General features: G+C 38.6%; 14 protein-coding genes, 1 tRNA gene and 1 CRISPR repeat array. Of the genes, 11 read left to right on the top strand and 4 right to left on the bottom strand.

Going from position 1 to position 23,321, the window contains the following annotated elements:
- Positions 1–147 precede the first annotated feature (147 nt).
- From cas9 to cas2, 4 genes are read left to right on the top strand one after another with little or no spacing between them, the layout of a single operon-like run.
- Positions 148–4,677, top strand: a complete 4,530-nt coding sequence (gene cas9, locus AB5062_RS09930; protein ID WP_032952495.1) for a type II CRISPR RNA-guided endonuclease Cas9 — start codon at positions 148–150, stop codon at positions 4,675–4,677.
- A gap of 14 nt (positions 4,678–4,691) precedes the next feature.
- Positions 4,692–5,690 (top strand): virulence RhuM family protein, encoded by a 999-nt coding sequence (locus tag AB5062_RS09925; RefSeq protein WP_032952494.1) that lies wholly within the window; start codon positions 4,692–4,694, stop codon positions 5,688–5,690.
- Positions 5,691–5,716: 26 nt separating this feature from the next.
- Positions 5,717–6,649, top strand: coding sequence for a type II CRISPR-associated endonuclease Cas1 (gene cas1, locus AB5062_RS09920; protein WP_005848352.1), 933 nt, complete (start codon positions 5,717–5,719; stop codon positions 6,647–6,649).
- Positions 6,649–6,987: a CRISPR-associated endonuclease Cas2 gene (cas2, locus tag AB5062_RS09915; RefSeq protein ID WP_032952492.1), complete on the top strand. Its 339-nt coding sequence runs from the start codon at positions 6,649–6,651 to the stop codon at positions 6,985–6,987. The genes cas1 and cas2 overlap by 1 nt, the downstream gene beginning before the upstream one ends.
- Before the next feature lie 102 nt (positions 6,988–7,089).
- Positions 7,090–8,057: a CRISPR direct-repeat array (repeat unit 47 nt; unit sequence GTTGTTTCCAATGGTTCAAAGATACTAATTTGAAAGCAAATCACAAC).
- Positions 8,058–8,074: 17 nt separating this feature from the next.
- On the opposite strand, the gene AB5062_RS09910 is transcribed toward cas2, so the two are convergent.
- Entirely contained in the window at positions 8,075–8,656 is a 582-nt protein-coding gene (locus AB5062_RS09910) for a hypothetical protein (protein WP_005848347.1), read from the bottom strand.
- Between the two features lie 64 nt (positions 8,657–8,720).
- Positions 8,721–8,906, bottom strand: coding sequence for a KTSC domain-containing protein (locus tag AB5062_RS09905; RefSeq protein WP_005848345.1), 186 nt, complete (start codon positions 8,904–8,906; stop codon positions 8,721–8,723).
- Positions 8,907–9,321: 415 nt separating this feature from the next.
- On the opposite strand from AB5062_RS09905, the gene AB5062_RS09900 reads away from it, so the two are divergent.
- The 5 genes from AB5062_RS09900 (at position 9,322) to AB5062_RS09880 (ending at position 17,802) form a co-directional block, all read left to right on the top strand.
- Positions 9,322–9,912, top strand: a complete 591-nt coding sequence (locus AB5062_RS09900) for an epoxyqueuosine reductase QueH (protein ID WP_005840472.1) — start codon at positions 9,322–9,324, stop codon at positions 9,910–9,912.
- Positions 9,909–11,726, top strand: coding sequence for a helix-turn-helix domain-containing protein (locus AB5062_RS09895; RefSeq protein ID WP_368326875.1), 1,818 nt, complete (start codon positions 9,909–9,911; stop codon positions 11,724–11,726). Before AB5062_RS09900 ends, AB5062_RS09895 begins: the two co-directional genes overlap by 4 nt.
- Positions 11,727–11,917: 191 nt before the next feature.
- A complete protein-coding gene (locus AB5062_RS09890; protein ID WP_011965601.1) occupies positions 11,918–15,169 on the top strand; it encodes a SusC/RagA family TonB-linked outer membrane protein in 3,252 nt (1,083 codons plus the stop codon).
- A gap of 11 nt (positions 15,170–15,180) precedes the next feature.
- Positions 15,181–16,602: a RagB/SusD family nutrient uptake outer membrane protein gene (locus tag AB5062_RS09885; protein WP_011965602.1), complete on the top strand. Its 1,422-nt coding sequence runs from the start codon at positions 15,181–15,183 to the stop codon at positions 16,600–16,602.
- 18 nt (positions 16,603–16,620) lie between these two features.
- Entirely contained in the window at positions 16,621–17,802 is a 1,182-nt protein-coding gene (locus AB5062_RS09880; RefSeq protein ID WP_005840463.1) for a TlpA disulfide reductase family protein, read from the top strand.
- A 348-nt stretch (positions 17,803–18,150) separates the two neighbouring features.
- Here AB5062_RS09880 and AB5062_RS09875 read toward each other — a convergent pair.
- Positions 18,151–18,225 (bottom strand) — tRNA-Glu (locus tag AB5062_RS09875).
- Between the two features lie 142 nt (positions 18,226–18,367).
- Here AB5062_RS09875 and AB5062_RS09870 point away from each other — a divergent pair.
- Both AB5062_RS09870 and nfo read left to right on the top strand, forming a co-directional pair.
- Positions 18,368–19,657, top strand: a complete 1,290-nt coding sequence (locus tag AB5062_RS09870) for a DcaP family trimeric outer membrane transporter (RefSeq protein WP_005841764.1) — start codon at positions 18,368–18,370, stop codon at positions 19,655–19,657.
- Between the two features lie 42 nt (positions 19,658–19,699).
- The gene (gene nfo / locus AB5062_RS09865) at positions 19,700–20,536 is read left to right on the top strand and encodes a deoxyribonuclease IV (protein WP_016270129.1); all 837 of its coding nucleotides are present in this window, start codon (positions 19,700–19,702) and stop codon (positions 20,534–20,536) included.
- Between the two features lie 474 nt (positions 20,537–21,010).
- Here the strand turns inward: nfo and AB5062_RS09860 are convergent, their stop codons facing one another.
- On the bottom strand, positions 21,011–23,083 hold the full coding sequence (locus tag AB5062_RS09860) for a hypothetical protein (RefSeq protein WP_032952485.1): 2,073 nt from the start codon (positions 23,081–23,083) through the stop codon (positions 21,011–21,013).
- Between the last annotated feature and the right edge of the window lie 238 nt (positions 23,084–23,321).

The following is a 23,321-nucleotide window of genomic DNA, read 5'->3' as shown; positions in this document are numbered from 1 at the left end:
GCAACCTAAATGTTTTCACAACGGAATAATCCTTATTGTGACTTGCTTCAAATTAGTATTGCAAAACTATGAAATAAATATGTAAAGGACAAGTGATTATTAGAATAATTTGATAACTTTGAAAAGTTTTGATAAAATAGTTGTCTTATGAAAAATATAGTGGGTCTTGATTTGGGTACCAATAGCATAGGTTGGGCAGTAGTAAATGGAAGTGTCAATGACGATGGAAGTGAACAATTGGTTAAGATACAAGCTTCAGGAAGTCGCATCATACCTATGGATGCAGCTATGATAGGAGATTTTAATAAAGGTAATTCCATATCTCAAACTGCTGAAAGAACCAGATTGCGTGGAGTTCGTCGTTTAAGCGAACGATATCTGCTTCGCAGAGAACGGTTGCATAGAATTCTTGATATTTTAGGATTTTTGCCATTTCATTTTGCTCAAGATTTAGATAGGCATGGTAAGATAGTTAAGGGCAAGGAACCTAAATTGGCTTGGCGTAAGAATGAAGCTGGTCAGTTTGAATTTATATTCCAAGATTCATTTAAGGAAATGCTGGAGGATTTTAAGCTAAATCATCCGAATCTGATAACAGATGATAAAAAAGTACCTTATGATTGGACTATCTACTATCTCCGTAAAAAGGGATTGACTTCTAAAATTTCAAAAGAAGAATTGGCGTGGATATTATTGAATTTTAATCAAAAGCGTGGATATTATCAATTACGTGGTGAGGAAGAGAAAAAAAATGATAATGTTATGATTATTAATTCAAAAGTGATTGATGTTGTTAAGGCAGAGAAAGATAAGAAATATGAAAAATATTGGTATAATGTACTATTGGAGAATGGTTTATTGTATCGAGCTGCATTTTATAATGATATTTCTTTTTGGAAAGGACATACTAAGGAATTTGTTTTAAAAACTATTAAATTAAAGAGTGGGGGTACAAAACAGGAATTATCTTTTTTACCATCTTTTGATGAAATAGAAAAGATGGAGAAAAAGCAAAAAGATAAAATGTACTTCAAAATAAAATTGAAAACAGAAGCGGATATTGATCAGGCTCATAAGACTGTAGGTACCTATATTTATGATACGCTTTTAGGAAATCCTAGTCAGAAAATTCGTGGAAGATTGGTGAGAACCATTGAGCGTAAATATTATAAGGAAGAGTTGAAACTGATTTTGGATAAACAGAAGGAATTCCATCCGGAATTGCAAGATAGAGCATTGTATGCTGCTTGTATTGAAGAACTATATCCAATAAATGAAGCACATCGGAATAATGTTGGTAATCGGGATTTTACTTATTTGTTTTTAGAGGATATACTCTTTTATCAGCGTCCTCTTAAAAGCAAAAAATCATTAATAGACAATTGTCCTTATGAGGAGAATCAGGGTCTTGATAAGGAAACGGGAGAGATAAAATCTTTTCCGGTAAAATGTATTGCTAAATCACATCCGTTATTTCAAGAATTTCGTTTGTGGCAATTTATAGTAAATCTGCGTATTTATAGGAAAGACCTGGCACAAGATGTGGATGTTACAAATGAGTTATTGAAGACAGAAGAAGATTATGTTGCTTTATTTGACTGGTTGAATGGTAAAAAAGAAATTGATCAAAAGGCTTTTTTGAAATATCCGGTTTTTGGACTGAAAAAAGAGATAGAGAATTATCGTTGGAATTATGTGCAAGACAAACCTTATCCATGTAATGAAACCCGTTTATTGATGTTGGCGAGGCTGGAGAAATGTGATATTTCTATTGAATTCCTGACAAAAGAGAATGAGGAAGCTTTATGGCATATATTATATTCGGTTGAAGATAAGAATGAAATAGTAAAAGCTTTGCAGAAATTTGCGGATAAACACGACCTGAATGCTTCTTTTGTTGATGTATTCCGGAAATTCCCGCCTTTTAAGAAAGAATATGGTTCCTATTCGGCAAAAGCGATTAAAAAGTTATTGCCTTTAATGCGTATGGGAAAATATTGGAGCGAGGATTCCATAGATAAAGGAACGCGTAAACGGATGGATAAGATAATAACAGGAGAATATGATGAGAAAATAGAAAATAGAGTAAGGGAGAAAGTAATTCATCTTGCTGATGTTTCTGATTTCAGAGGTTTGCCTCTTTGGTTAGTGTGTTACATTGTTTATGGTCGTCACTCTGAAGCAAAAGAAATAACCCAGTGGAAATCTCCTGCTGATATTGATTCGTATTTAAAATCTTTTAAGCAACATTCATTGCGTAATCCAATTGTTGAGCAGATTATTATTGAAACACTACGTGTTGTTCGTGATATTTGGAAACAAGTGGGAAATATTGATGAGATACATGTGGAGTTGGGGCGTGAGATGAAGAATCCGGCTGACAAGCGGAAGAAAATGACACAGCAAATGTCTGAAAATGAGAATACCAACTTGCGTATCAAATATTTGCTCACGGAATTTTTGAATCCTGAATATGAGGTTGAAAATGTTCGTCCTTATTCGCCAAGTCAGCAGGATATTTTGCGTATTTATGAAGAGGGTGTTTTAAATAGTGTTTCCGATTTACCGGAGGAAATATCGGATATATTGAAAAAGTTTACAGAAACAGACTTGAAGAAGCGTCCTTCAAGGTCAGAAATTTTGCGTTACAAGCTTTGGCTGGAACAGAAGTATCGTTCTCCTTATACCGGTGAAGTGATTCCATTAGGTAAGTTGTTTACGCCTGCATACGAAATAGAGCATGTTATTCCCCAATCATGTTATTTTGATGATTCTTTTAGTAACAAGGTGATTTGTGAAGCGGAAGTCAATAAGCTTAAAAGCAATTTATTGGGACATGAGTTTATAGTGAAACATCATGGGGAGATAGTAGAACTTCCTTTTGGAAAAAAAGTAAGGATCTTCACTGTGGATGAATATGAGCAATTTGTGAAAGATAACTATTCGCGTACTCGTGGTAAAATGAAAAAACTTTTGATGGATGATATTCCGGAGGAGTTTGTTGCTCGTCAGCTGAATGATAGTAGGTACATCAGCAAAGTTGTAAAGTCCCTTCTTTCCAACATCGTTAGAGAAAAAGGAGAGGAAGAAGCAATTTCAAAGAATGTAATTCCTTGTACCGGAGGAGTTACGGATCGTTTGAAGAAAGATTGGGGAATAAATGAGGTTTGGAATAAGATTATACTTCCTCGTTTTCAACGACTCAATGAGTTGACCGGCACAAATAAATTTACAACTAAAAATGTTGGGATTCAAGAAATTCCGACAATGCCTTTGGAATTGCAAAAAGGTTTTAATAAGAAAAGAATAGATCATCGTCACCATGCAATGGATGCCATAATAATAGCGTGTGCAAATAGGAATATTATTAATTATTTAAATAATGAGTCGGCAACAGCTAAGGCTGAATTATCCCGATATGATTTGCAGAAACTGCTGTGTGATAAAGCTAAGACTGATAATAACGGTAACTATAAATGGGTGATCAGAAAACCGTGGGCATCGTTTACACAGGATACATATTTGGCTTTGGAAAATATAATAGTCAGTTTTAAGCAAAATTTGCGTGTTATAAATAAAGCTACCAATCGCTTCTTGCATTATAATGAAGAAGGCAAAAAGATCTTTGTGAAACAGGGAAAAGGGGACAACTGGGCTATACGTAAATCCATGCATAAAGATACGGTATTTGGAGAAGTTAATTTGCGTAGGATAAAGACTGTAGCTTTAAATGAAGCGATGAAAAATCCTCAAAGCATCGTTGTGAAAGACTTCAAGAGAAAATTATTGGAACTTTGGAATTTAGGATTTGACGCGAAGAGAATAAAGAAGTACTTTGAAGATAATAGAGAAACTTGGAGTGATATAAATCTGTCTAAAATAGAGGTTTACTATTTTAGTAAAGATACTAAAGATCGATTCTTTGCTACTAGAAAACCGCTGGATACTAGTTTTGATAGAAAGAAAATAGAAAATAATATTACTGATACGGGTATCCAAAAAATATTGTTACGTCATTTGGAACTGAAAGATAATAATCCGGATATTGCTTTTTCGCCGGATGGTATTGATGAAATGAATCGTAATATTATTCAGCTGAATAATGGAAAGTATCATCAGCCTATCATTAAAATTCGTTGGTATGAACAGGCTGATAAGTTTGCAGTAGGTCAAACAGGTAATAAATTTTCTAAATTTGTAGAGGCTGCGAAAGGAACAAATTTATTTTTTGCTGTATACGAGTCGAATATTCTAGATAAAAAGACGAATACTATAATAAAGAAAAGAAATTATGCTACCATTCCACTGAATGTTGCAATTGAACGGCAAAAACAAGGTTTACCTGTTGCACCGGAAGATGAGAATGGTAATGACCCTATTTTTGTATTGTCACCTAATGATTTGGTTTATCTTCCTACTGATGATGAATTAGCTAATGGTATTATTGCCCAGCCTTTGGATAGGGGAAGGATTTATAAGATGGTAAGTTGTACGGGAAATGAAGGACATTTTATACCTGCGAGAATAGCGAATCCTATTTTACAAACAATAGAATTAGGTAGTAATAATAAGGCGCAAAAGGCATGGACAGATGAAATGATAAAAGAAATATGTATGCCTATAAAAGTTGATCGTTTAGGAAATGTCTTAGAATCAAGTAGTTCATATAAAAAATAATATATTCTTATTTTATGGAAGAAAACAAAGGACAAATTCTTTTATATCAAACGGTAGATGGTGAGTCAAGAATTGAAGTAACACTATGCAATGATACAGTTTGGCTGACATTAGATCAAATGGCAGAATTATTTCAACGGGACAAATCAACGATTTCACGCCATATAAAGAATGTTTTTGAGAGTGGGGAATTACAGGAAAATTCAGTTGTTGCATTTTTTGCAACAACTGCTTCTGATGGTAAAATATATCAAGTGGCTTATTATAATTTGGATATGATTATAAGCATAGGCTATCGGGTTAAATCTTACCGTGGTGTGCAGTTTCGAATATGGGCAATACAAATACTAAAAGAGTATTTAGTAAAGGGATTTGTAATGAACGATGAACTGTTGAAGCGTGCAGGTGGTGGAAATTATTTTGATGAGTTATTATCACGCATACGTGATATTCGTTCCTCAGAAAAGATATTCTATCGTAAAATTCTTGAAATTTATGCTTTGAGCATAGATTATGACCCAAGTACTGAGTCTACTCGATTGTTTTTTGCCACGGTTCAAAATAAAATGCATTTTTCGGTACATGGACATACGGCTGCTGAGGTTATTTACGGTCGTGCAGATGCAGGGAAAGATTTTATGGGATTAACTAATTGGACAGGAGCAGTGCCAAAGCGGAATGATATAGAATATGCTAAGAATTATTTGACAGATGATGAGTTGGATACATTAAATCGTATTGTAAGTTTGTATCTTGACTTTGCAGAATTGCAGGCTAAAAGTCATACCCCTATGTATATGAAAGACTGGATTCAAAAATTGGATGATTTTCTTAGACTGTCAGGAAAAGAATTGTTACAACATGCTGGTACTATTTCGGCTGAATTAGCAAAGAAAAAAGCAAATCTTGAATATGATGAATTTAAGAAACGCATTAGTAATCAGTTATCTCCTGTAGAAATAGATTTCATTGAAAATTTCGAAAAAGAGCAGAAGAAATTGCGAGGTAAGTAATATATTAACCTTTAAAATATGATACTATGATAAAGAAAACACTTTATTTTGGTAATCCGGCTTATTTGTCATTACGAAATAACCAATTAGTCATAAAACTTCCGGAAGTTGAGAAAAGTGATTCATTGCCGGATATCTTTAAAGAACAATCGGAAATAACGAAGCCGATTGAAGATATAGGTGTCGTAGTACTAGATCATAAGCAAATTACTATTACTTCCGGTGTATTAGAATCTCTATTAGAGAATAATTGTGCCGTTATCACTTGTGATAGTAAAAGTATGCCAGTGGGTTTAATGCTCCCTTTGTATGGAAATACAACTCAGAATGAGCGTTTCCGTCAACAGTTGGATGCATCATTGCCATTGAAAAAGCAACTTTGGCAGCAAACAATTAAGGCAAAAATAGATAATCAAGCATCTGTATTGAGAGTTTGTGTAGGTGAAGAAATGAAATGTATGCGAATTTGGGCGAATGAAGTGAAGAGTGGTGATCCAGAGAATTTGGAAGCACGTGCGGCTGCTTTTTTTTGGAAAAATTTATTTGCAGATATTATTGGCTTTACTCGTGACAGAGAAGGGATTTCTCCTAATAATTTATTGAATTATGGTTATGCTATACTTCGTGCTATCGTTGCTCGTGCTTTAGTGGCAAGTGGGTTGCTTCCTACCTTAGGGATCCATCATCATAATCGTTATAATGCATATTGTTTAGCTGACGATGTGATGGAGCCATATCGACCTTATGTTGATGAATTAGTATTTGGTTTAGTGAAATTGTATGGTGCAAATTTGGAATTAACAAAAGAAATAAAATCACGTTTGCTTGTTATTCCCACATTGGATGTACGTATTAATGGTAAACGTAGTCCGTTGATGGTGGCTGTCGCTCAGACTACAGCTTCTCTATATAAATGTTTTTGTGGAGAAATTCGTCGTATTAGTTATCCCGAACGATAATGGACCGTTTTAGTGAATATCGGATTATGTGGGTACTAGTATTATTTGATTTGCCAACGGAGACTAAGAAGGACAAGAAAGCTTATACTGATTTTAGAAAAAATCTACAAAAGGATGGCTTTACAATGTTTCAGTTTTCAATTTACGTCCGTCATTGTGCTAGTAGCGAGAATGCGACTGTTCATATAAATAGAGTTAAATCTTTTTTGCCTGAATATGGACAAGTGGGAATAATGTGTATCACTGATAAACAATTTGCTGCTATTGAACTTTTTTATGGAAAGAAACTACAAGGTGTAACTACTCTAGGACAGCAATTGGAATTATTTGAAAAATAAGAAATCCCGTCTGAAACGGGATTTCTTATTAGATAACAACTTTGTTTTTAATTCCTGAATATGCGTGTAACTAATTGGTAATTAGTTTGTAACATATATTCTGTTGTTTCCAATGGTTCAAAGATACTAATTTGAAAGCAAATCACAACACTCTTCTCTGGCTACTAATTTAGTGATTGTTGTTTCCAATGGTTCAAAGATACTAATTTGAAAGCAAATCACAACATATAATTCTGAACATCAACATAGTTTAAGGTTGTTTCCAATGGTTCAAAGATACTAATTTGAAAGCAAATCACAACACCTTCATTTTACGATAACAAGTGCCAAGCGTTGTTTCCAATGGTTCAAAGATACTAATTTGAAAGCAAATCACAACCGCTGTGGGCGAATATGGTCCAGTTCACTTGTTGTTTCCAATGGTTCAAAGATACTAATTTGAAAGCAAATCACAACCCGTCGTTAGAAGTTACAACTATTATTAAGTTGTTTCCAATGGTTCAAAGATACTAATTTGAAAGCAAATCACAACTGTCTGTACGCTATTCATTATTCACCTCCTGTTGTTTCCAATGGTTCAAAGATACTAATTTGAAAGCAAATCACAACTAATTGCCAAAACAGAAGAAACAGAAGGCGGTTGTTTCCAATGGTTCAAAGATACTAATTTGAAAGCAAATCACAACTTATATGAGTTTTTCTATTATATGCCACAGTTGTTTCCAATGGTTCAAAGATACTAATTTGAAAGCAAATCACAACGTTGATCAATAGAGTATCTTAATTTTGTTTGTTGTTTCCAATGGTTCAAAGATACTAATTTGAAAGCAAATCACAACCTTGCGTCAAACTTTCAGACAAAGAAAGAAGTTGTTTCCAATGGTTCAAAGATACTAATTTGAAAGCAAATCACAACACGGGAGTATCATTCATTCTCAAACGGACTGTTGTTTCCAATGGTTCAAAGATACTAATTTGAAAGCAAATCACAACATAAAAGTACTGAAGGACTTTTAAAAACTTGTTGTTTCCAATGGTTCAAAGATACTAATTTGAAAGCAAATCATAACATATTAGCTGAAAATCCCTAGTCGAGTAAGAAATCAAAAATTTCATCTGGGTTCTCATCTAGGTTTTCTGGGTCATCATAATAAGAATCTAGGTTATCAAGATAGAAATCATATTCTGATGATTGATTACCAAATCTCTGATCATACTGTTGTTGTGATAGCTTAGTAACTTTATCAGGATTCCTATCGGCATAAGCAGATGCCTCTTCTATTGACATTTGTTTGGTAGAAGTAAATACCAAGTAATATAATTGTGGCTTGGTATAATGAGTATCTAAAGTTACTTGTTGATAACCAGATTTCCTTGCAGTAACTATTACGTTTTCTGGTGTGATAGTAGTTTTCAAGATATAGGTATAGATTCTTTGATTTCTAAGTGAATCCCTTAGTAATTTAATTGAATCTACTTTAGCAAAGAATATAGAATCTCTTCTAAGTTCTTCTTTATATCGTTTTACCCTTTTGATAGAATCCTCTCTGCTCTCCTTTATATAAGGAGGAGTTACCCTCCTAGGTTCATTGTTTAATAGAACAAGACCCAGAAGAGAAACTCCAAATATAGAAAATGGAAGTAAAAGATGATTCGTTTTTGAGTTCATACCCACTAGTTTTGTATTGATCTTTAATATGAGAATTTAAGTACCTACCTCTTAGATTCACTTTTTAATAATCTTTTGAGTTGCTCTTTAGAACTTTATCATATCGGTATACTTTGTTATTTTTAAAAGATACCCATAGATGATGTTTCTTTACGTTGTAACCAATACCTTCTATATTAGAAGATTCTACTGATGTTATTTCTATTCCAGTATTCATTTTAACTAATTCAAGATATTCTTCTCTGTCCATTCTATTAAAATTTTAGAAGTCTTAACTCCGGATGTAATGCGTTGGTATATTTTTGAATAATTGCCCATGCTCTCAGATGTTATCCATTCTTCTTTCATTTTTCATAGGATATGAGAGCAAACATATAACTGATACTTTGTAAGAGTTTTATTATGTTATCTAATACCCCTCTTATTTCTCCCTCTTCAATCTGAAGAAGTTTTTTAAAAAGATAGTGATCTGTATCCTCTCAATTATGTTGTTTTCATTGATTCAAATATACTAATTTAGATATGAATTATCCTTAATTATTAATTCTTATTATATTAAAGAGTTTAAAGTGGGTTGGAGGTAAAACTTTGCAGCATATAATGTGTATATAGAAAAATTATACGAACCGTTGGTCAGTATGGCAAATATCTATTAAATTTGCCGTATGAAAAAGAAATTCCAGCTTGAAGTTCCGGGAGGAGCCGACAAAGTGTTGCTTCATACTTGTTGTGCTCCTTGTTCATCAGCCATCATAGAGTGCTTGATGCAGCATGGTGTCACTCCGGTTATCTATTATTGTAATCCCAATATTTATCCGTTGGAGGAATACATTATCCGCAAGGACGAATGTACGCGGTATGCCCAGTCCTTGGGATTGGAAATTATAGATGCCGATTATGATCATGATGCCTGGCGTTGTCGAATGGCAGGAATGGAGCAAGAGCCTGAAAGAGGAGGCCGTTGCTTGCGTTGTTTCAAGATGCGACTGCAGGAAACCGCACGTTATGCCCACGAACATGGATTCCCGGTTATCACTACTACGCTTGCTTCCAGCCGTTGGAAAAGTTTGGAACAGATAGAGGAAGCGGGCCGATATGCTACGGCTCCTTATCCGGATGTCACTTATTGGGAACAGAACTGGCGTAAAGGTGGATTGAGTGAGCGTCGCATTGCTATCATTAAGGAATATAATTTTTATAATCAGCAATATTGTGGCTGTGAGTTCAGTATGCGGAAAGAAGAAAAGGGAGGATGACGGGAATGAAGATGTTCAAACTGTGGATGGTTGTGATGTTATTGGGACTCTTGCCCGTTGTCTCAGAGGCGCAAGAAGACATAAATAATGCCATTAATGTACAGTTGGAGTATCTGAAAAAGTATCCTAAAGACAAAGACGCGCTTCGGAAAGTTAGTTTTCTCTATCTGAATAAAGCAGATTATGATCAGGCTATCTTTTATGGTCGACAATTGTTTGAGATGGGTTATAATGAACGGGATTACAATGGCGCTGTAATTTATTCTCATATTTGTCTGGGGCAGGCCCATATGATGAAGGGAAATGTAAAGGAGGCTTATAGTCATTTAGGGCAGGCCAGGCTGATAGGTGAAAGAAATAAAAATGATTCCGCCTTATGTTCCGTATATAATGGGCTGGGACTTTATGCATCGAATGTCCAAAAAGACTATTATCGTTCACTTACTTATTTCTTCAAAGGAGTTGAAGCTGCAAGACGTTGTCATTATGACAGACTCTATTCCATTTTGCTTTCTAATATTGCCGGTATTTATTATTTGAAAAATGATAGCACAGGATTGAAATATGCCCTTGAATGTTATGAACTGGGACATGAACGGAAAGATCCTTATCTGATTTATAGTGGTTCAACCAATACCGCTTATATGTATTATTTGAAGAGTGACTATAATACAGCATTGAAATATATTCAGGAGGCGGAGTTCACCATGGTGCAGAATGACTTTTATGATCAATCAAACGTTTACAATCTTTATGGATATATTCTGCATAAATTGAATAAAGATGATGAAGCGCTGGGTTTTTTCCGGAAGGCTTTGGATTTGAAAGAACAGGGAAATATTTCTTCAGTGATGAATTCTTATTTGGGCTATGCCGAAATTTTAATGGAGCATCACCAGTATGACCGGGCTGTCCGGATGCTGAAAGCCGGAATAGAACTGTCTTACCAACAGGCTAATGCCATCTATCGAAGTGACCTGTTGAAGGCTTTATCCCGATGTTATGAAGAAGATGGTATGCTGGTAGAGGCGTTGAAGTATCATAAGCTCTATCAGCTGGAAACAGATAGCTTATATAATGCGGAAAAGGAACGTGCCGTGGGGGAGATACGTGCAAAATACGATATGGAACGGCAGGAAAACGAGATAAAACAAAACCGTCTGGAATTATTGGAAAAGGAAAATAAGATGCAATTGCTTATAGCCGGATTTATCTGTATCTTCATAGCTGCCTCTTTACTATATTACTTATATTACAGAAAAAATAAGCTGTACCTTACCATTGTGAAGCAAAATCAGGACGCTATCCGGCGTGAACAGCAATTGCAGAACAAGATAGACGAGCAGTTTGCAGAGATAGGCCGCCAGTCCGCTCTTTTACAAGAATATCTTACGGACTCGACGAAAACTTCTTTGCCGCAACCTGAGAAATATGCTTCATCCTCGTTGACAGATGAAAAGAAGCAGGATTTATTTCTGCGTTTGGAAACGCTGTTGCGGGAGGAGAAGGTATTTACAGACAATTTGCTGACCAAAGAGAAAGTAGCGGAAATGTTGGGAACTAATCGTACTTATCTCTCTCAAATTATTAATGAGCAGACCAAGCAGACTTTTACTCAATTTGTAAATGGTTTCCGCACAAAAGAGGCAGTCCGTTCACTTTCCGATCCTGATAACCAAACTCCGCTAAAGGCGATTTCAGCTGAATTGGGCTTTAATTCCATGACTACTTTTTATAGCCAGTTTCAGGCGGCTACTGGTATGACTCCCGCCCAGTATAGAAACAAAGTGCAGGAATTGCATAAAAATAGATAATCTATTAATTTGCTATCATAAATTTATCCAAATGCGGCAATTGCTGTATTTGGACAACCTGTTTTTGCTATAATTTAAAACTTTATGCATTAATTTGCTATCGACGCAATATAAGCTGCAAAACTGTTTTAACAATAAAACGGGACTTAAAAGTGATTATAAACAGTATTAATATTAAATCTATAAAAAGTATGAAACATTCAGATTACCACGGAAAGCTACTTCGACTGGCGATGTTTTTCGTTGCATTGTTTTTGTGTGGAACAATGGCATATGCACAAACAGACCGGATGATCAGCGGTATAGTTGTAGATGAGAATGGAGATCCCCTGCCTGCCGCTCACATCCGTCAGGTGAGCCAGACGAAAGGGGAGGAACTGGCTGCTGTCATAACCGATATGAACGGGCACTTCCGGCTGACCCTGCTCCGCACAGCGAAAGAGATAGAAATCTCTTACTTGGGCTATGAATCAAAGAAAGTAAGATTGACAAGTGCGAACAGTTACAGAATTGTCTTGGAGCCGGCCTCCGAACTGCTGGACGAGGTGGTGGTAACCGGATATCAGACTATCTCCAGGGAACGGGCTACCGGTTCATTTGCGAAAGTAGATTCGAAAAAGTTGGAAACCCAACGGTTAAGTAGTGTCAGCTCATTGATGGAGGGAAGAATAGCAGGTTATAGTGACGGTAAGATACGTGGTGTGACTTCGATGAACGGACTTACTACTCCTCTGTATGTGATTGATGGGTTTCCGGTAGAGAAAACTATTTCTGACGGACTGGGCAACTGGGTCGAAAATGTGCCTGATTTGAATATAGAGGATATAGAGAATATTACGGTATTAAAAGATGCCGCGGCTACGTCTATCTATGGTGCTCGTGCTGCTAATGGTGTAGTAGTCATCACTACTAAAAAAGCCGGAAAGAATCAGCTGAATGTATCATTTTCAGCGACATTGACAGTACGCCCTTATAATTTTTATACCGGTCACTTAGCCGGTACGGCTGACATGATAGAGATGGAAAAGGAGTGGGCAGCCATGAATCCTAATCTTCAAGGAGAGGGAGCATCCCAATATGCACAGAATTTGTTGGACAATGCATCCATGTATTCCTGTTTGGGGGTACAGGCTATTTTAAAACATCATACAGGTGCGATCAGCGAAGCACAAATGGAGCAGACGCTACATGAACTGGCTTCACAGGGATTCCGTTATTATGATGATGTGAAGAAATATGGTAAACGAAATCCGTTTTCGCAACAATATAACTTGAATATCGGGCGTGGAACGGAAAAAAATACATTTAATGCTTCGCTGTCTTACAGGAATAACCGGGAAGAAGATAAATATACTGACAGCGAGAGTTTCGGATTGAATTTGCAGAATACTACCCGGCTTACTTCATGGCTGAGTCTGGATTTGGGAACGTATCTGAATTATGGAGATGGTACAACGCAGAGTTATAATCTGACCTCACCCGGATATAATTATGTTCCTTATAGTTCGTTGTTGAATGGCGATGGAAGCTACTATACTAACACGGCTGCGGACCGGTACAGTAAGTCACAACAGGAAATTATTTCTTCTTACGGATTGTATAGTATGGATATTACCCCTTTGGACGAATTGGGAAGAAACTTGTCGAAGAGTAAGAATTTTAGTAATCGTACTTTTGCGAGACTTAATTTTAAATTCACAGACTGGTTGAGATACACTGCTTCGTTCCAATATGAAGTAGGGGAATATAAGACAAGCCAATTGCAAGATAAGGAAAGCTATGCTGTACGTAATAAAGTAAATACATTTGCTACTGATGCAAGTGGGAGTGGCCAGGCTACTTATAATCTTCCTTATGGCAATATTTATACAACGGGGACTAATAGTATCCGTGCTTATAATTTCCGTCAGCAATTGGATTTTAACAAGACATTTGCAGAAAAACATGATGTGACCGCTTTGTTTGGTATGGAAGTACGTGAAAATAAGACGGAATACAATAATCGGAAATATTATAATTATGATCCGGCTTTACTAACTTATGATCTTATTGATGAACGGGTGCTGAGTAATACTTATACCGGAGTTTTGGGAAACTATGTATCATTCAATAAAAATGATATCTCCAATATCTATGAACTGGTAAATCGTTTTGTTTCTTTTTATGGGAATGCAGCTTACACGTATGATGGTAAATATATGGTGACAGGAAGCATTCGTTGGGATCGTACCAATTTGTTTGCTACTGGTTCCAAGTATCAGAAGAAACCTATCTGGTCGGTAGGTGCTGGTTGGAATCTGGACAAAGAATCTTTTTTTAAAGTTTCATTTATAAATATGATGAAACTGCGTTTCAGTTATGGTATCGGTGGTAACATCGCCAAGAATTCTGCTCCTTATATGACGGCTTATTATAATAATAATACCCATGTGGGCGGCATACAAGGGACTATCAGCAACCGTCCTAATCCTGATTTGCGGTGGGAAAAGACAACTACAGCTAATATTGGTGTAGATTTCTCTATGTTTAGAAATCGATTGAACGGTTCTATTGAATATTATAATAAATCGGGCGTGGATTTGTTAGCCAATACCAATGGAGTACCTACTGAAGGTTTTGGTTTTTCTACTTATACCATGAATAATGGTAAAATGAGAAACCGTGGATTCGAGTTGACTCTTTCCAGTGATGTCATTATGGGAAAAGATTGGAATTGGAACGTAGGTGGTGTGCTGGGATACAATAAGAATAAAGTGACTTATGTCAATGTAAAAGCACCTGCTATTTTTCTTCAGTTCGATTATCCTGCCGCCTATCCCCGTGTTGGAGTGCCTTATAATGCCATTTATGGATATCTGTGGGCAGGGCTGGATAGTAAAGGGCAGCCTCAGGTGTATGACTCGGAAGGAAATATCCATGTAAGCAGTTCACCGCAAAAAGTGGAGGATGCTGTGTATTTAGGAACTTCTGTTCCGGTTTATAGTGGGGCTATTAATACCAATCTCCGTTATAAGAATTGGGAACTGGCTGCTCAACTGCTTTTTGAAGGGGGGCACAAAATGCGGAATACCAATATAGCCTATCCGGGATTAGGAGTGACAAGTAAGGATGTGAGTAAACGTTGGCGTCAGCCTGGTGATGAGGCATATACCGATGTACCACGCTATGTTCCGTCAGAAAGCAAGGATTATAATTCTTACTCATCCGATCTTTATAGCAAGGCTTCCATTCATGTACTTGATGCCGATAACTGGCGCTTGAAGAATCTCTCTGTTACTTATCATGTTCCTGCAAGTGTATGTCAGAAGTTTTATGTAAAAAATGCACGTATCATGCTAGGTATGGAAAATGTGTTCACTTTGGCTAAAAGTCGTGATGTGAAATGGATGCTTGGGGGATATAGTAAACCAAATTATTTGTGTAATGTCAATTTGAACTTTTAAATGAGAGCAATATGAAAAAGATACTATTTATGATAATGACAGTGTTAGGGTGGATAAATCTGACTTCTTGTAATGATTATTTGGATATTGTTCCCAAAGGGAACAAAATTCCTACTACCTTGGCTGATTTTGAAGCATTGCTGCGAGATGAATATACCATTGGCTATATTCCTGTAACGAATAGTCTTTATCTGTTGAATGATAAATTTGTAGGACAAAGCAGTCTGACTAGCGTTACCCTTACGAGTGCCAATTATCTGTGGAATGAAACAGCGGACAGAATTGTACTGAACAATCAGGACGAAGGGACTTATTACCGTAGTTATATGGCTATTTCCACTTGTAATCTCTTGCTGGAGCATGTTCCCGTTGCAACCGAAGCGACTGATTCCGAACGCAATGAGGTAATGGCTTATGCCAAAGTGATTCGCGCTATGAGCTATTACATACTGGCCAATTATTATGCTGATACCTATGTGTCTGCAACTGCCGGTACTAAACTGAGTGTACCTTTGATAACCAGTGCCGATATTAATGCTCCTCACAAGCAGGTCACTATTCAAGAAATCTATGATTTCATGATTAAAGATGTAAAAGAAGCCATACAACAAGGATTACCCCAACAGTCAAGGACTGTTATCCATCCCAATTTGGGAGCAGCCTATGCCTTCTTGGCACGGGTCTATTTGCAAATGGCGAATTATGAAGAAGCGCTGAAATACGCGGATATGGCTTTGGAACAGAATGATACTCTGTATGATTGGATATCTTATTACAACAGTCATAAGGAAGCTATTACAAAAGAAGACAGTTATCCGTCGTTACCGTCAGCGACAGGGTATGATTATGTGGAGAATTACTATTTCCGTTGTGGAGAGGGTAACCCTAACTATGCTACCAGCGAACTTAATATTCCGGTGGAACGTGCGGAGAGTTTCGAGGGAGGGGATGCGCGTTTTCTTTCCCGCTGGAAACTGCGTACGGTAAATCAGGATACTTACTATCAAGGTTTGGCCAAAGGATATTTCAACGGGGCTGGTCTGACCACTTGCGAGGTATATCTCATCAAGGCCGAATGTTTGGCACGTCAGGTCACAGGTAATGATTTCTCTGCTGCTATGGATGTGTTGAACAAGGTACGTAAGACCCGTATTCTGCCGGAGATATATCAACCCTTGCAAGCTTCAACTTTGACAGAAGCCATTGACTTGATCCGACGTACGAAAGACAATGAATTGATTTTCACTATTGTGCCATTCGCTGATGCCCGGAGGTTTAATGCCGAAGGTACTTTTGCACGTGCACTATCCAAAACATGGGAAGGGCAGACTTATACATTAACCCCGGCTTCACATCTTTGGATTATGCCTTTCCCGGCAGGTGCCGTTCAGAATCCGGGTAATGGAACTATCACTCAAAATGTATCTAAATAACCTATAAAAACAGACTTTATGAAATTGATGTATTTATTAGCAACATTCGCCGTTGTTTTGGTGATGATGGCATCTTGTACCCGGCAGTCGGTAACGGGGTACACACTGACAGCTGCAATTGATGGAATTCCTGACGGATCCCATGTACAGCTATTTCCTGTAAGTCATGGTCATGAAAAACCGGTGGCGGACACTACTGTTGTAGATGGAAAATTTATATTTAAAGGGGTGGCGGATGAACCTCTGGCTGTACGGTTGATGGTGAAAGATGCATACGGTTCCATGCCTCTGATGTTGGAGAATGGCAGTATAAGCGTGGAGGGTAAGGTGACTTCTGAAAACCTTAATGGAACCGTGAATTATAATTTTTCACAGGTTTCAGTGACGGGATCTCCTTTGACGGACAAATATGTAAAATTATTGAGCACACGTGATGCCTTGGATTCTATTTATGTAACGAATAACGAGAAGTTTAAGGATATCCGTGTTGCCTATGGTAAAGCGAGAGTTGCCAAAGATAAGATCTTGATGGATTCTGTCGTTGCTACGGAAGCTTACAAAGCATCTGCCGTGGCCGATAGTTTGTTCTTTGCTACGGTAGATGCCACTTACTATAAATTAGTTATGGACAATAAAGAGTCTTATTGGGGGCCTCTGATGATGATCAGTTTGTTTTCTTATCTTACCGAAGAGCAGAAACCGTGGTATGATGCCTTGTCAGAAGAGGCTAAACATTCCCGCTATGGAAAAATGGTGAAAGAGAGTGTGGCTCCTGATAGTCAGATCGGTTCTAAAGTGCCTGTCTTTACAGCCAAGTCACAAGATGGGAAATCGGTAACTTTAACCGATTTGTGCCAAGGTAAGAAGTATGTCCTTATTGATTTTTGGGCATCATGGTGTAATCCTTGCCGTAAGGAGATTCCTAATTTGAAAAAACTCTATACGCAATATGCAGACAGGGGTTTCCAGATTGTAAGTATCTCTATTGATAAAAAAGAGGCGGAATGGACAAAAGCGCTGAAAGAAGAACAACTTCAGTGGCCTAATTTTTTGGATACTGAAGGTATTGCTGATATATATAAAGTGAAATTTGTTCCTACTATGTATTTGATAGATGCCCAAGGGGTCATGGTAGGAGAAAATCTTCGTGGTGAGGCTTTGGCAAATAAACTGGCTGAGCTTTTTGGAGAGATTGAATAATCATATTCTTTTTATGGTATTCTGACATAGAACGGGGCGGAGTCGATGAATAAGTTGGATCTGTCCCGTTGTCTTATGTTTCGGACTGACCCTTCTGTTGATTCAGCCCCCCCTGTACAAGACTATCCAGATTTATTTTGATTCAAATCCTTCATAAGTGTCTAATCCGCTTGCTTACAGTTGTTTATTATGAAGAATTTAAAGCACAATCCTTCATGAATCCGTCAGTTTTAGGTCAGTGGTCCAAATTTTAAGACTGACCCGTTTTCAAACTGAGCCGCCGGATACCCTGCACAAAGCAGGGCTACCAAATAAAAAAGCCATCGATTTATCGATGGCTTTTTTATTTGGTAGCCCGTGGGGGAATCGAACCCCCCTTTCAAGAATGAAAATCTTGCGTCCTAACCGATAGACGAACGGGCCATCCTTTTTATCGAGGATTTCTCTCTCGATTGCGGGTGCAAAGGTAGTGACTTTTTTTGAATTTGCAAACATTTCCCAAACTTTTTTCTAAACTTTTTGTTCATAGTCCATTGAATTGACTATTTACCTAAACTTAACTTTTATGAAAAGTATCTTTAAATCAATGAGTTGCCTTGTATTGGGCGCAATGATTGTTACGCCGATGTTTGCGCAACAAAAAAAACTTTATCCGGAGCTGGAAGGACCGGGACCTGTTGTTATTATCTCAAAAGATAAAAATGGCAAGGAAGAATTAATCAATGTATTTGAAGAAACGCAACGTCCGCATTTCCATGATCCCCGTGCTCCTCGTTTTTTACTTACTGACCAACAGGGAAAGTTTGCATTGGGTATCGGTGGTTATTTGAAAACTACAATGGAATATGATTTTAATGGGATAGTGGATGACGTTGACTTTATCCCTGCACTCATTCCGCAACCGGGATCCACGTCTGTCCGTAATCAGTTCCAGATGGATGCAAGCACTTCCACTATCTTTTTAAAGTTGGTGGGGAGAACCAAGCATTTGGGTAACTTCATCGTTTATACAGCCGGAAACTTCCGTGGAAGTGGAAAGACTTTTGAATTGCAGAATGCTTATTTATCCTTCCTGGGCTTTACTATGGGGTATGATACCGGATTGTTTATGGACCTTGCCGCAGCTCCTCCGACTATTGATTTTCAAGGACCTGACGGGATGACTTTCTATCGCGCCACCCAGTTGCGTTATGAAGCCAATGTGATGAAAGGTTTGAAAGTGGGTGTCGGTGTGGAAATGCCGTCAGTAGACGGTACTCCGGCACAAGATGTGAGAATCGGTAAGCAGAGGATGCCGGATATTCCTGCCTATGTACAGTATTCTTGGGCAAAGGCTAGTCATATACGTGTGGGAGGAATCTTGAGAAGTATGACTTATGAGGATCAAGTGAATAATAAGGCAAAGTCATTGACCGGTTGGGGGATACAGGCATCGGGGACAGCAAGACTGGGTGGTTTCCAGCTTTACGGACAATATACTTATGGTAGAGGTATTGCTCAATATTTGAATGATATCAGCAACTTGAATGTAGATATCGTTCCTTTGGCCGATGAGTCCGGACGTATGCAGGTACTGCCCATGAAAGGATGGTATGCCGGATTACAGTATAATTTCTCGAAACGGGTATTCGCATCGGCTACGTATAGCCAGTCACGTCTGTTTACAGAAGATTGCTATGCTCACTTTAATGAAACTCAGTATAAAAAAGGTCAGTACCTGGTTGCAAATGTATTCTGGAATGTAAGTCATAACTTGCAGGTAGGTGCAGAATATCTTCATGGTTGGAGAGAGAATTTTAATGATGTGAACCGTGAAGCAAACCGTATAAACTTGAGTGCGCAATATAATTTCTAACTTATTTTTCCTATCTTTGTGTCTATCAATAATGGAAAGAGAATGAAAAAAATAGGTGCACATGTATCCGTAAGCGGGGGCGTGGAAATGGCCCCCGTTAATGCATTAGGGATAGGAGCGGACGCATTCGCTCTTTTTACAAAGAATCAGAGGCAATGGGTTGCAAAACCTTTGTCTGTCGAGAGTGTTACTTTGTTTAAAGAAAACTGCGAGAAAGAAGGTTTTGATGCCCGGTATGTTCTTCCTCATGACAGTTATCTGATAAATTTGGGACATCCTGACGAGGAAGGGCTGGAGAAGAGTCGTGCAGCATTTTTGGACGAAATGCAGCGTTGCGAGCTTTTAGGATTGAAAATGCTGAATTTTCATCCCGGAAGTCATTTGAATAAGATATCCATAGAGAAGTGTCTGGACAGGATTGCCGAGTCTGTCAATATGACTTTGGATAAGACGACCGGTGTGACTGCTGTGATTGAGAATACGGCCGGACAGGGAAGTAATGTGGGAAATGAATTCTGGCATTTGAGATATATTATAGATAAGGTAGAGGATAAATCTCGTGTGGGAGTTTGCCTGGATACTTGCCATACCTATACCGCCGGTTATGATATTGTGAATGAGTATGACCGGGTCTTTACCGAGTTTGATGAGGTAGTGGGGAGAAACTATTTGTGTGCCATTCACTTGAATGACTCAAAGAAACCATTGGGTAGCCGGGTAGACCGTCATGACAGTATCGGAAAGGGGCTGATTGGTATTGATTTCTTCCGCCGCTTTATGCAGGATTCCCGTTTTGACGATATGCCCGTTATTCTTGAAACTCCCGATGACACCATTTGGCGGGACGAGATTAAAATGCTTCGCAGCTTTGAACCATAGTTTGTGGCTGGGTGAAAACATATTTAAGGAATTCAGCTATCATTTTGCTTGTTAGGGCGAGGTTTGCTCGCCCGAAAATAGGCTGATTTGCATATTCTCCCAAGATCGTGCCCGTTGGTTCGGGCAGGCAAAAAAACTTATATTCGTCAATCTGAGTTGGCAAATAGTATTTTCACCACCGTAGGGGCAGGCCCGTGTATCTGCCTGATAGTACGAAAGCAGTTGCAGGTTCTCTTTCCAAAGTATGACCGACCGTGGTCTTGTAAGCAGCTTCTTGACGATAAAGTCGGGAGAGAAGCGGAACTCTGGAGGAGCCTGCAGACTGTTATCTAAAACTTATAAAATGAAGAAACCGACCCTTTTGGGTCGGTGTTCTACGGTAGATGTTTTTCCTTTGCTTGACGGCTATGAGGCAATCCCTGCCCCTACAGCTGAATACATGACAGCACTATCGGACTTTTGGCATCTCCTCATTTACTTGAAATCCGGGCCATACTCCAACCAAAATACCATTGCCCAATCTTGGTCATTGGCAAACGGGTCATAAAGATGAGCTTTTTGTCCGTTCACTTTGTCCGGATAGATAAAGGCGCAGCTTCCTCTTCCGTCTTCGGTGAAGAGGCATAGATTGTTCCGGAAAATATTCAAGGCCCGTTCTGTATATTCTTGTTTTCCGGTCGCTTTGGCATAAAGACGGAAAGCAATACCCGATAAAGTGCTCCAGTAATGTGGGAAGGTATCTCCCCAAATCCGGTCTTTTCCAAACCAATAACCATCCCAGTGACGAATAGCGATGTCATAAAGGTGGAAACTGGGCTGTTTTCCGCTAAATGATTCTAATAAAGGAAGCTGGCTTTCGGCCCCTTTCAGATATTTTTCATCCCCGGTGAGCATATATACATTCAGCAGATGGATAATGGACGGAGCTACGATGCTCTGTTCGTAATTGACTTCGGAGGTCGGATAATTAGGCCCGTTTTCACAAAATACGTCTGCCATTGATTTGAAATCGTTCAGCAGAGTGTCCGCTTCGGCAGTAAATCCGTTTTCTTTCAATAGAGTATAGCCGTAGGTCGGGATATTGATGCAATAAAAACCATGCTTGAAATAACGGACCAGTGCACGCAGTGTGCCGTACCCGTCTTTCAGATATTGTTTATTGCCTGTGGTGCGGAACATGGTAAACCAGAAATCGGCCACCCACGGATAGTTGTATCCCCGGTTCTTGCTCTTGAAGTCTACGGTGGAATTGGTTGTGTAGTCCGGTTTCTGGATGCGGCGGATGAAAGATACGTAGTTGTTCAGGGCATCCATTAATTTTTTGTCGGAAGTACGTTGGTATTGTAGAGCCAGCAGAATCCCCATAGCTACCCTTTCTCTGGCTTCGTCGCAGTCAGAGCGTTTGCTGCCACTTTCTCCGTTGATGTAAAGGGATTCGGTATCGTTGTCATAAACAATGAAGGCACCGCTTCTAGGGTCACCGGGCTTGATGAACTGTTGGTGTCCGGCAATGAACTGACACCGGTGGTTGACCAGGCTGTCAAAGTTGCTGACGGCAAGACACTCTACCGACGTTTGCTTTCCGTTCCCGTAGGCCAGTGTGAAAATCTTCTCTCCGGGTTCATTTATTATGGTGGTATAATTGATGTTGTCACCGCTTACTTCTGCCACTTCTTTACCGTTCAGCAATAGCTTGCCTTTCAGTGAGGGGCAGTTGCTTTTGAACGAAACATTTATTTTTTCGCCTGCTTCTACTACATAACGGTCTGCTGAGGCTATGATCAGACCGTTGTCTATGGCTTTTGCTTGGAATTCATCCCAGTTGTCCGCCGATAGGAGTAACCATTGTATGGTATAACATTCTCCCGGCTTTAAAGTCTTGTCCTGTGGATTAAGTTGGAAAACACCGCGGAAGTTGGAGCTTCCTTTTTTCTGCGAGCGCTCCCTCACTTCATAGCCTTTAATGGCACCTTCTTCCATAATCAGTCCCAATCCGCCGGGGGCTCCGCTCATCCGGGTGCAATAGACATAGGCTTCATTTCCTCCTGCCCATATATGTGCATTGCAACGGGCTTCGTAGCAAGTCTGGGCATCCGGATAATTGTCATTGAAAGGTGTGTTGATGGCAATGTCCTGTAAGTCGGCGTCTTTTTCTCCGGTGTTTACGAATTCGTAGGATTCTACCAGGTTCCCGTCCCTGTTCCATTTTCGGGCTACGTTTATTTCTATGTCACCTGTCTGGTATTTCACGGTCATGTGATGGCTCGTGTCATGTTTTTTTGTCGGGATATTCCAGGAGTATTCAGTGCCGTTTATCCGAAGATGTCCCAATCCCCATCCATACCGGGAGTCCACCCATTCGTATTGTGTTCCATCCGTACGCAGGATCCAGTTCATGGAAGTGTCGCTTGTCAGATAAAGTCCGCTTAGCGCCCCTGTTTGTGAGTCGGCTTTGAACGTGATGTTTTTAGGGTAGCTACAACTGCCTAGTGCAATTAATGCCAAAGGTAATGCAGCATACAAGAAAAGCTTCATGATGTTTTTCATACTTATTTGGATTATTGATGTAACTGTGCAAAGAAAGGAATAAAAAGGGAAATTAATTTGTACTTTTCATACATAATCCTGTAAAATAGTTCATTTTCTTTATAAACAGGCTTGAAGTGCCTGTTATTTTGTGGTTTTGAATCATTTTTTAGGTGTGGGTTGTGCGGGATAACGCGGATTTTTTCTTATGATAACATGAGTTTATTATAAGACTAGCTTATAACTGACAGGAATATGA

The sequence above is a fragment of the Phocaeicola sp. RTP21359st1_B8_RTP21360_211022 genome, from assembly GCF_040911965.1.
In the GTDB taxonomy this organism is placed as follows: Bacteria; Bacteroidota; Bacteroidia; order Bacteroidales; family Bacteroidaceae; genus Phocaeicola; species Phocaeicola vulgatus.
The sequence above is the reverse complement of the archived record's forward strand: the minus strand, read 5'-3'. Positions and strand labels throughout refer to the sequence as shown.

Coding starts and splice junctions, on each gene's coding strand:
- nfo (WP_016270129.1), top strand. CDS start 19,700: ATGAAAAAAATAGGTGCACATGTATCCGTAAGCGGGGGCGTGGAAATG.
- cas9 (WP_032952495.1), top strand. CDS start 148: ATGAAAAATATAGTGGGTCTTGATTTGGGTACCAATAGCATAGGTTGG.
- AB5062_RS09910 (WP_005848347.1), bottom strand. CDS start 8,656: ATGAACTCAAAAACGAATCATCTTTTACTTCCATTTTCTATATTTGGA.
- AB5062_RS09885 (WP_011965602.1), top strand. CDS start 15,181: ATGAAAAAGATACTATTTATGATAATGACAGTGTTAGGGTGGATAAAT.
- AB5062_RS09870 (WP_005841764.1), top strand. CDS start 18,368: ATGAAAAGTATCTTTAAATCAATGAGTTGCCTTGTATTGGGCGCAATG.
- cas1 (WP_005848352.1), top strand. CDS start 5,717: ATGATAAAGAAAACACTTTATTTTGGTAATCCGGCTTATTTGTCATTA.
- AB5062_RS09890 (WP_011965601.1), top strand. CDS start 11,918: ATGAAACATTCAGATTACCACGGAAAGCTACTTCGACTGGCGATGTTT.
- cas2 (WP_032952492.1), top strand. CDS start 6,649: ATGGACCGTTTTAGTGAATATCGGATTATGTGGGTACTAGTATTATTT.
- AB5062_RS09925 (WP_032952494.1), top strand. CDS start 4,692: ATGGAAGAAAACAAAGGACAAATTCTTTTATATCAAACGGTAGATGGT.
- AB5062_RS09905 (WP_005848345.1), bottom strand. CDS start 8,906: ATGGACAGAGAAGAATATCTTGAATTAGTTAAAATGAATACTGGAATA.
- AB5062_RS09880 (WP_005840463.1), top strand. CDS start 16,621: ATGAAATTGATGTATTTATTAGCAACATTCGCCGTTGTTTTGGTGATG.
- AB5062_RS09895 (WP_368326875.1), top strand. CDS start 9,909: ATGACGGGAATGAAGATGTTCAAACTGTGGATGGTTGTGATGTTATTG.
- AB5062_RS09860 (WP_032952485.1), bottom strand. CDS start 23,083: ATGAAAAACATCATGAAGCTTTTCTTGTATGCTGCATTACCTTTGGCA.
- AB5062_RS09900 (WP_005840472.1), top strand. CDS start 9,322: ATGAAAAAGAAATTCCAGCTTGAAGTTCCGGGAGGAGCCGACAAAGTG.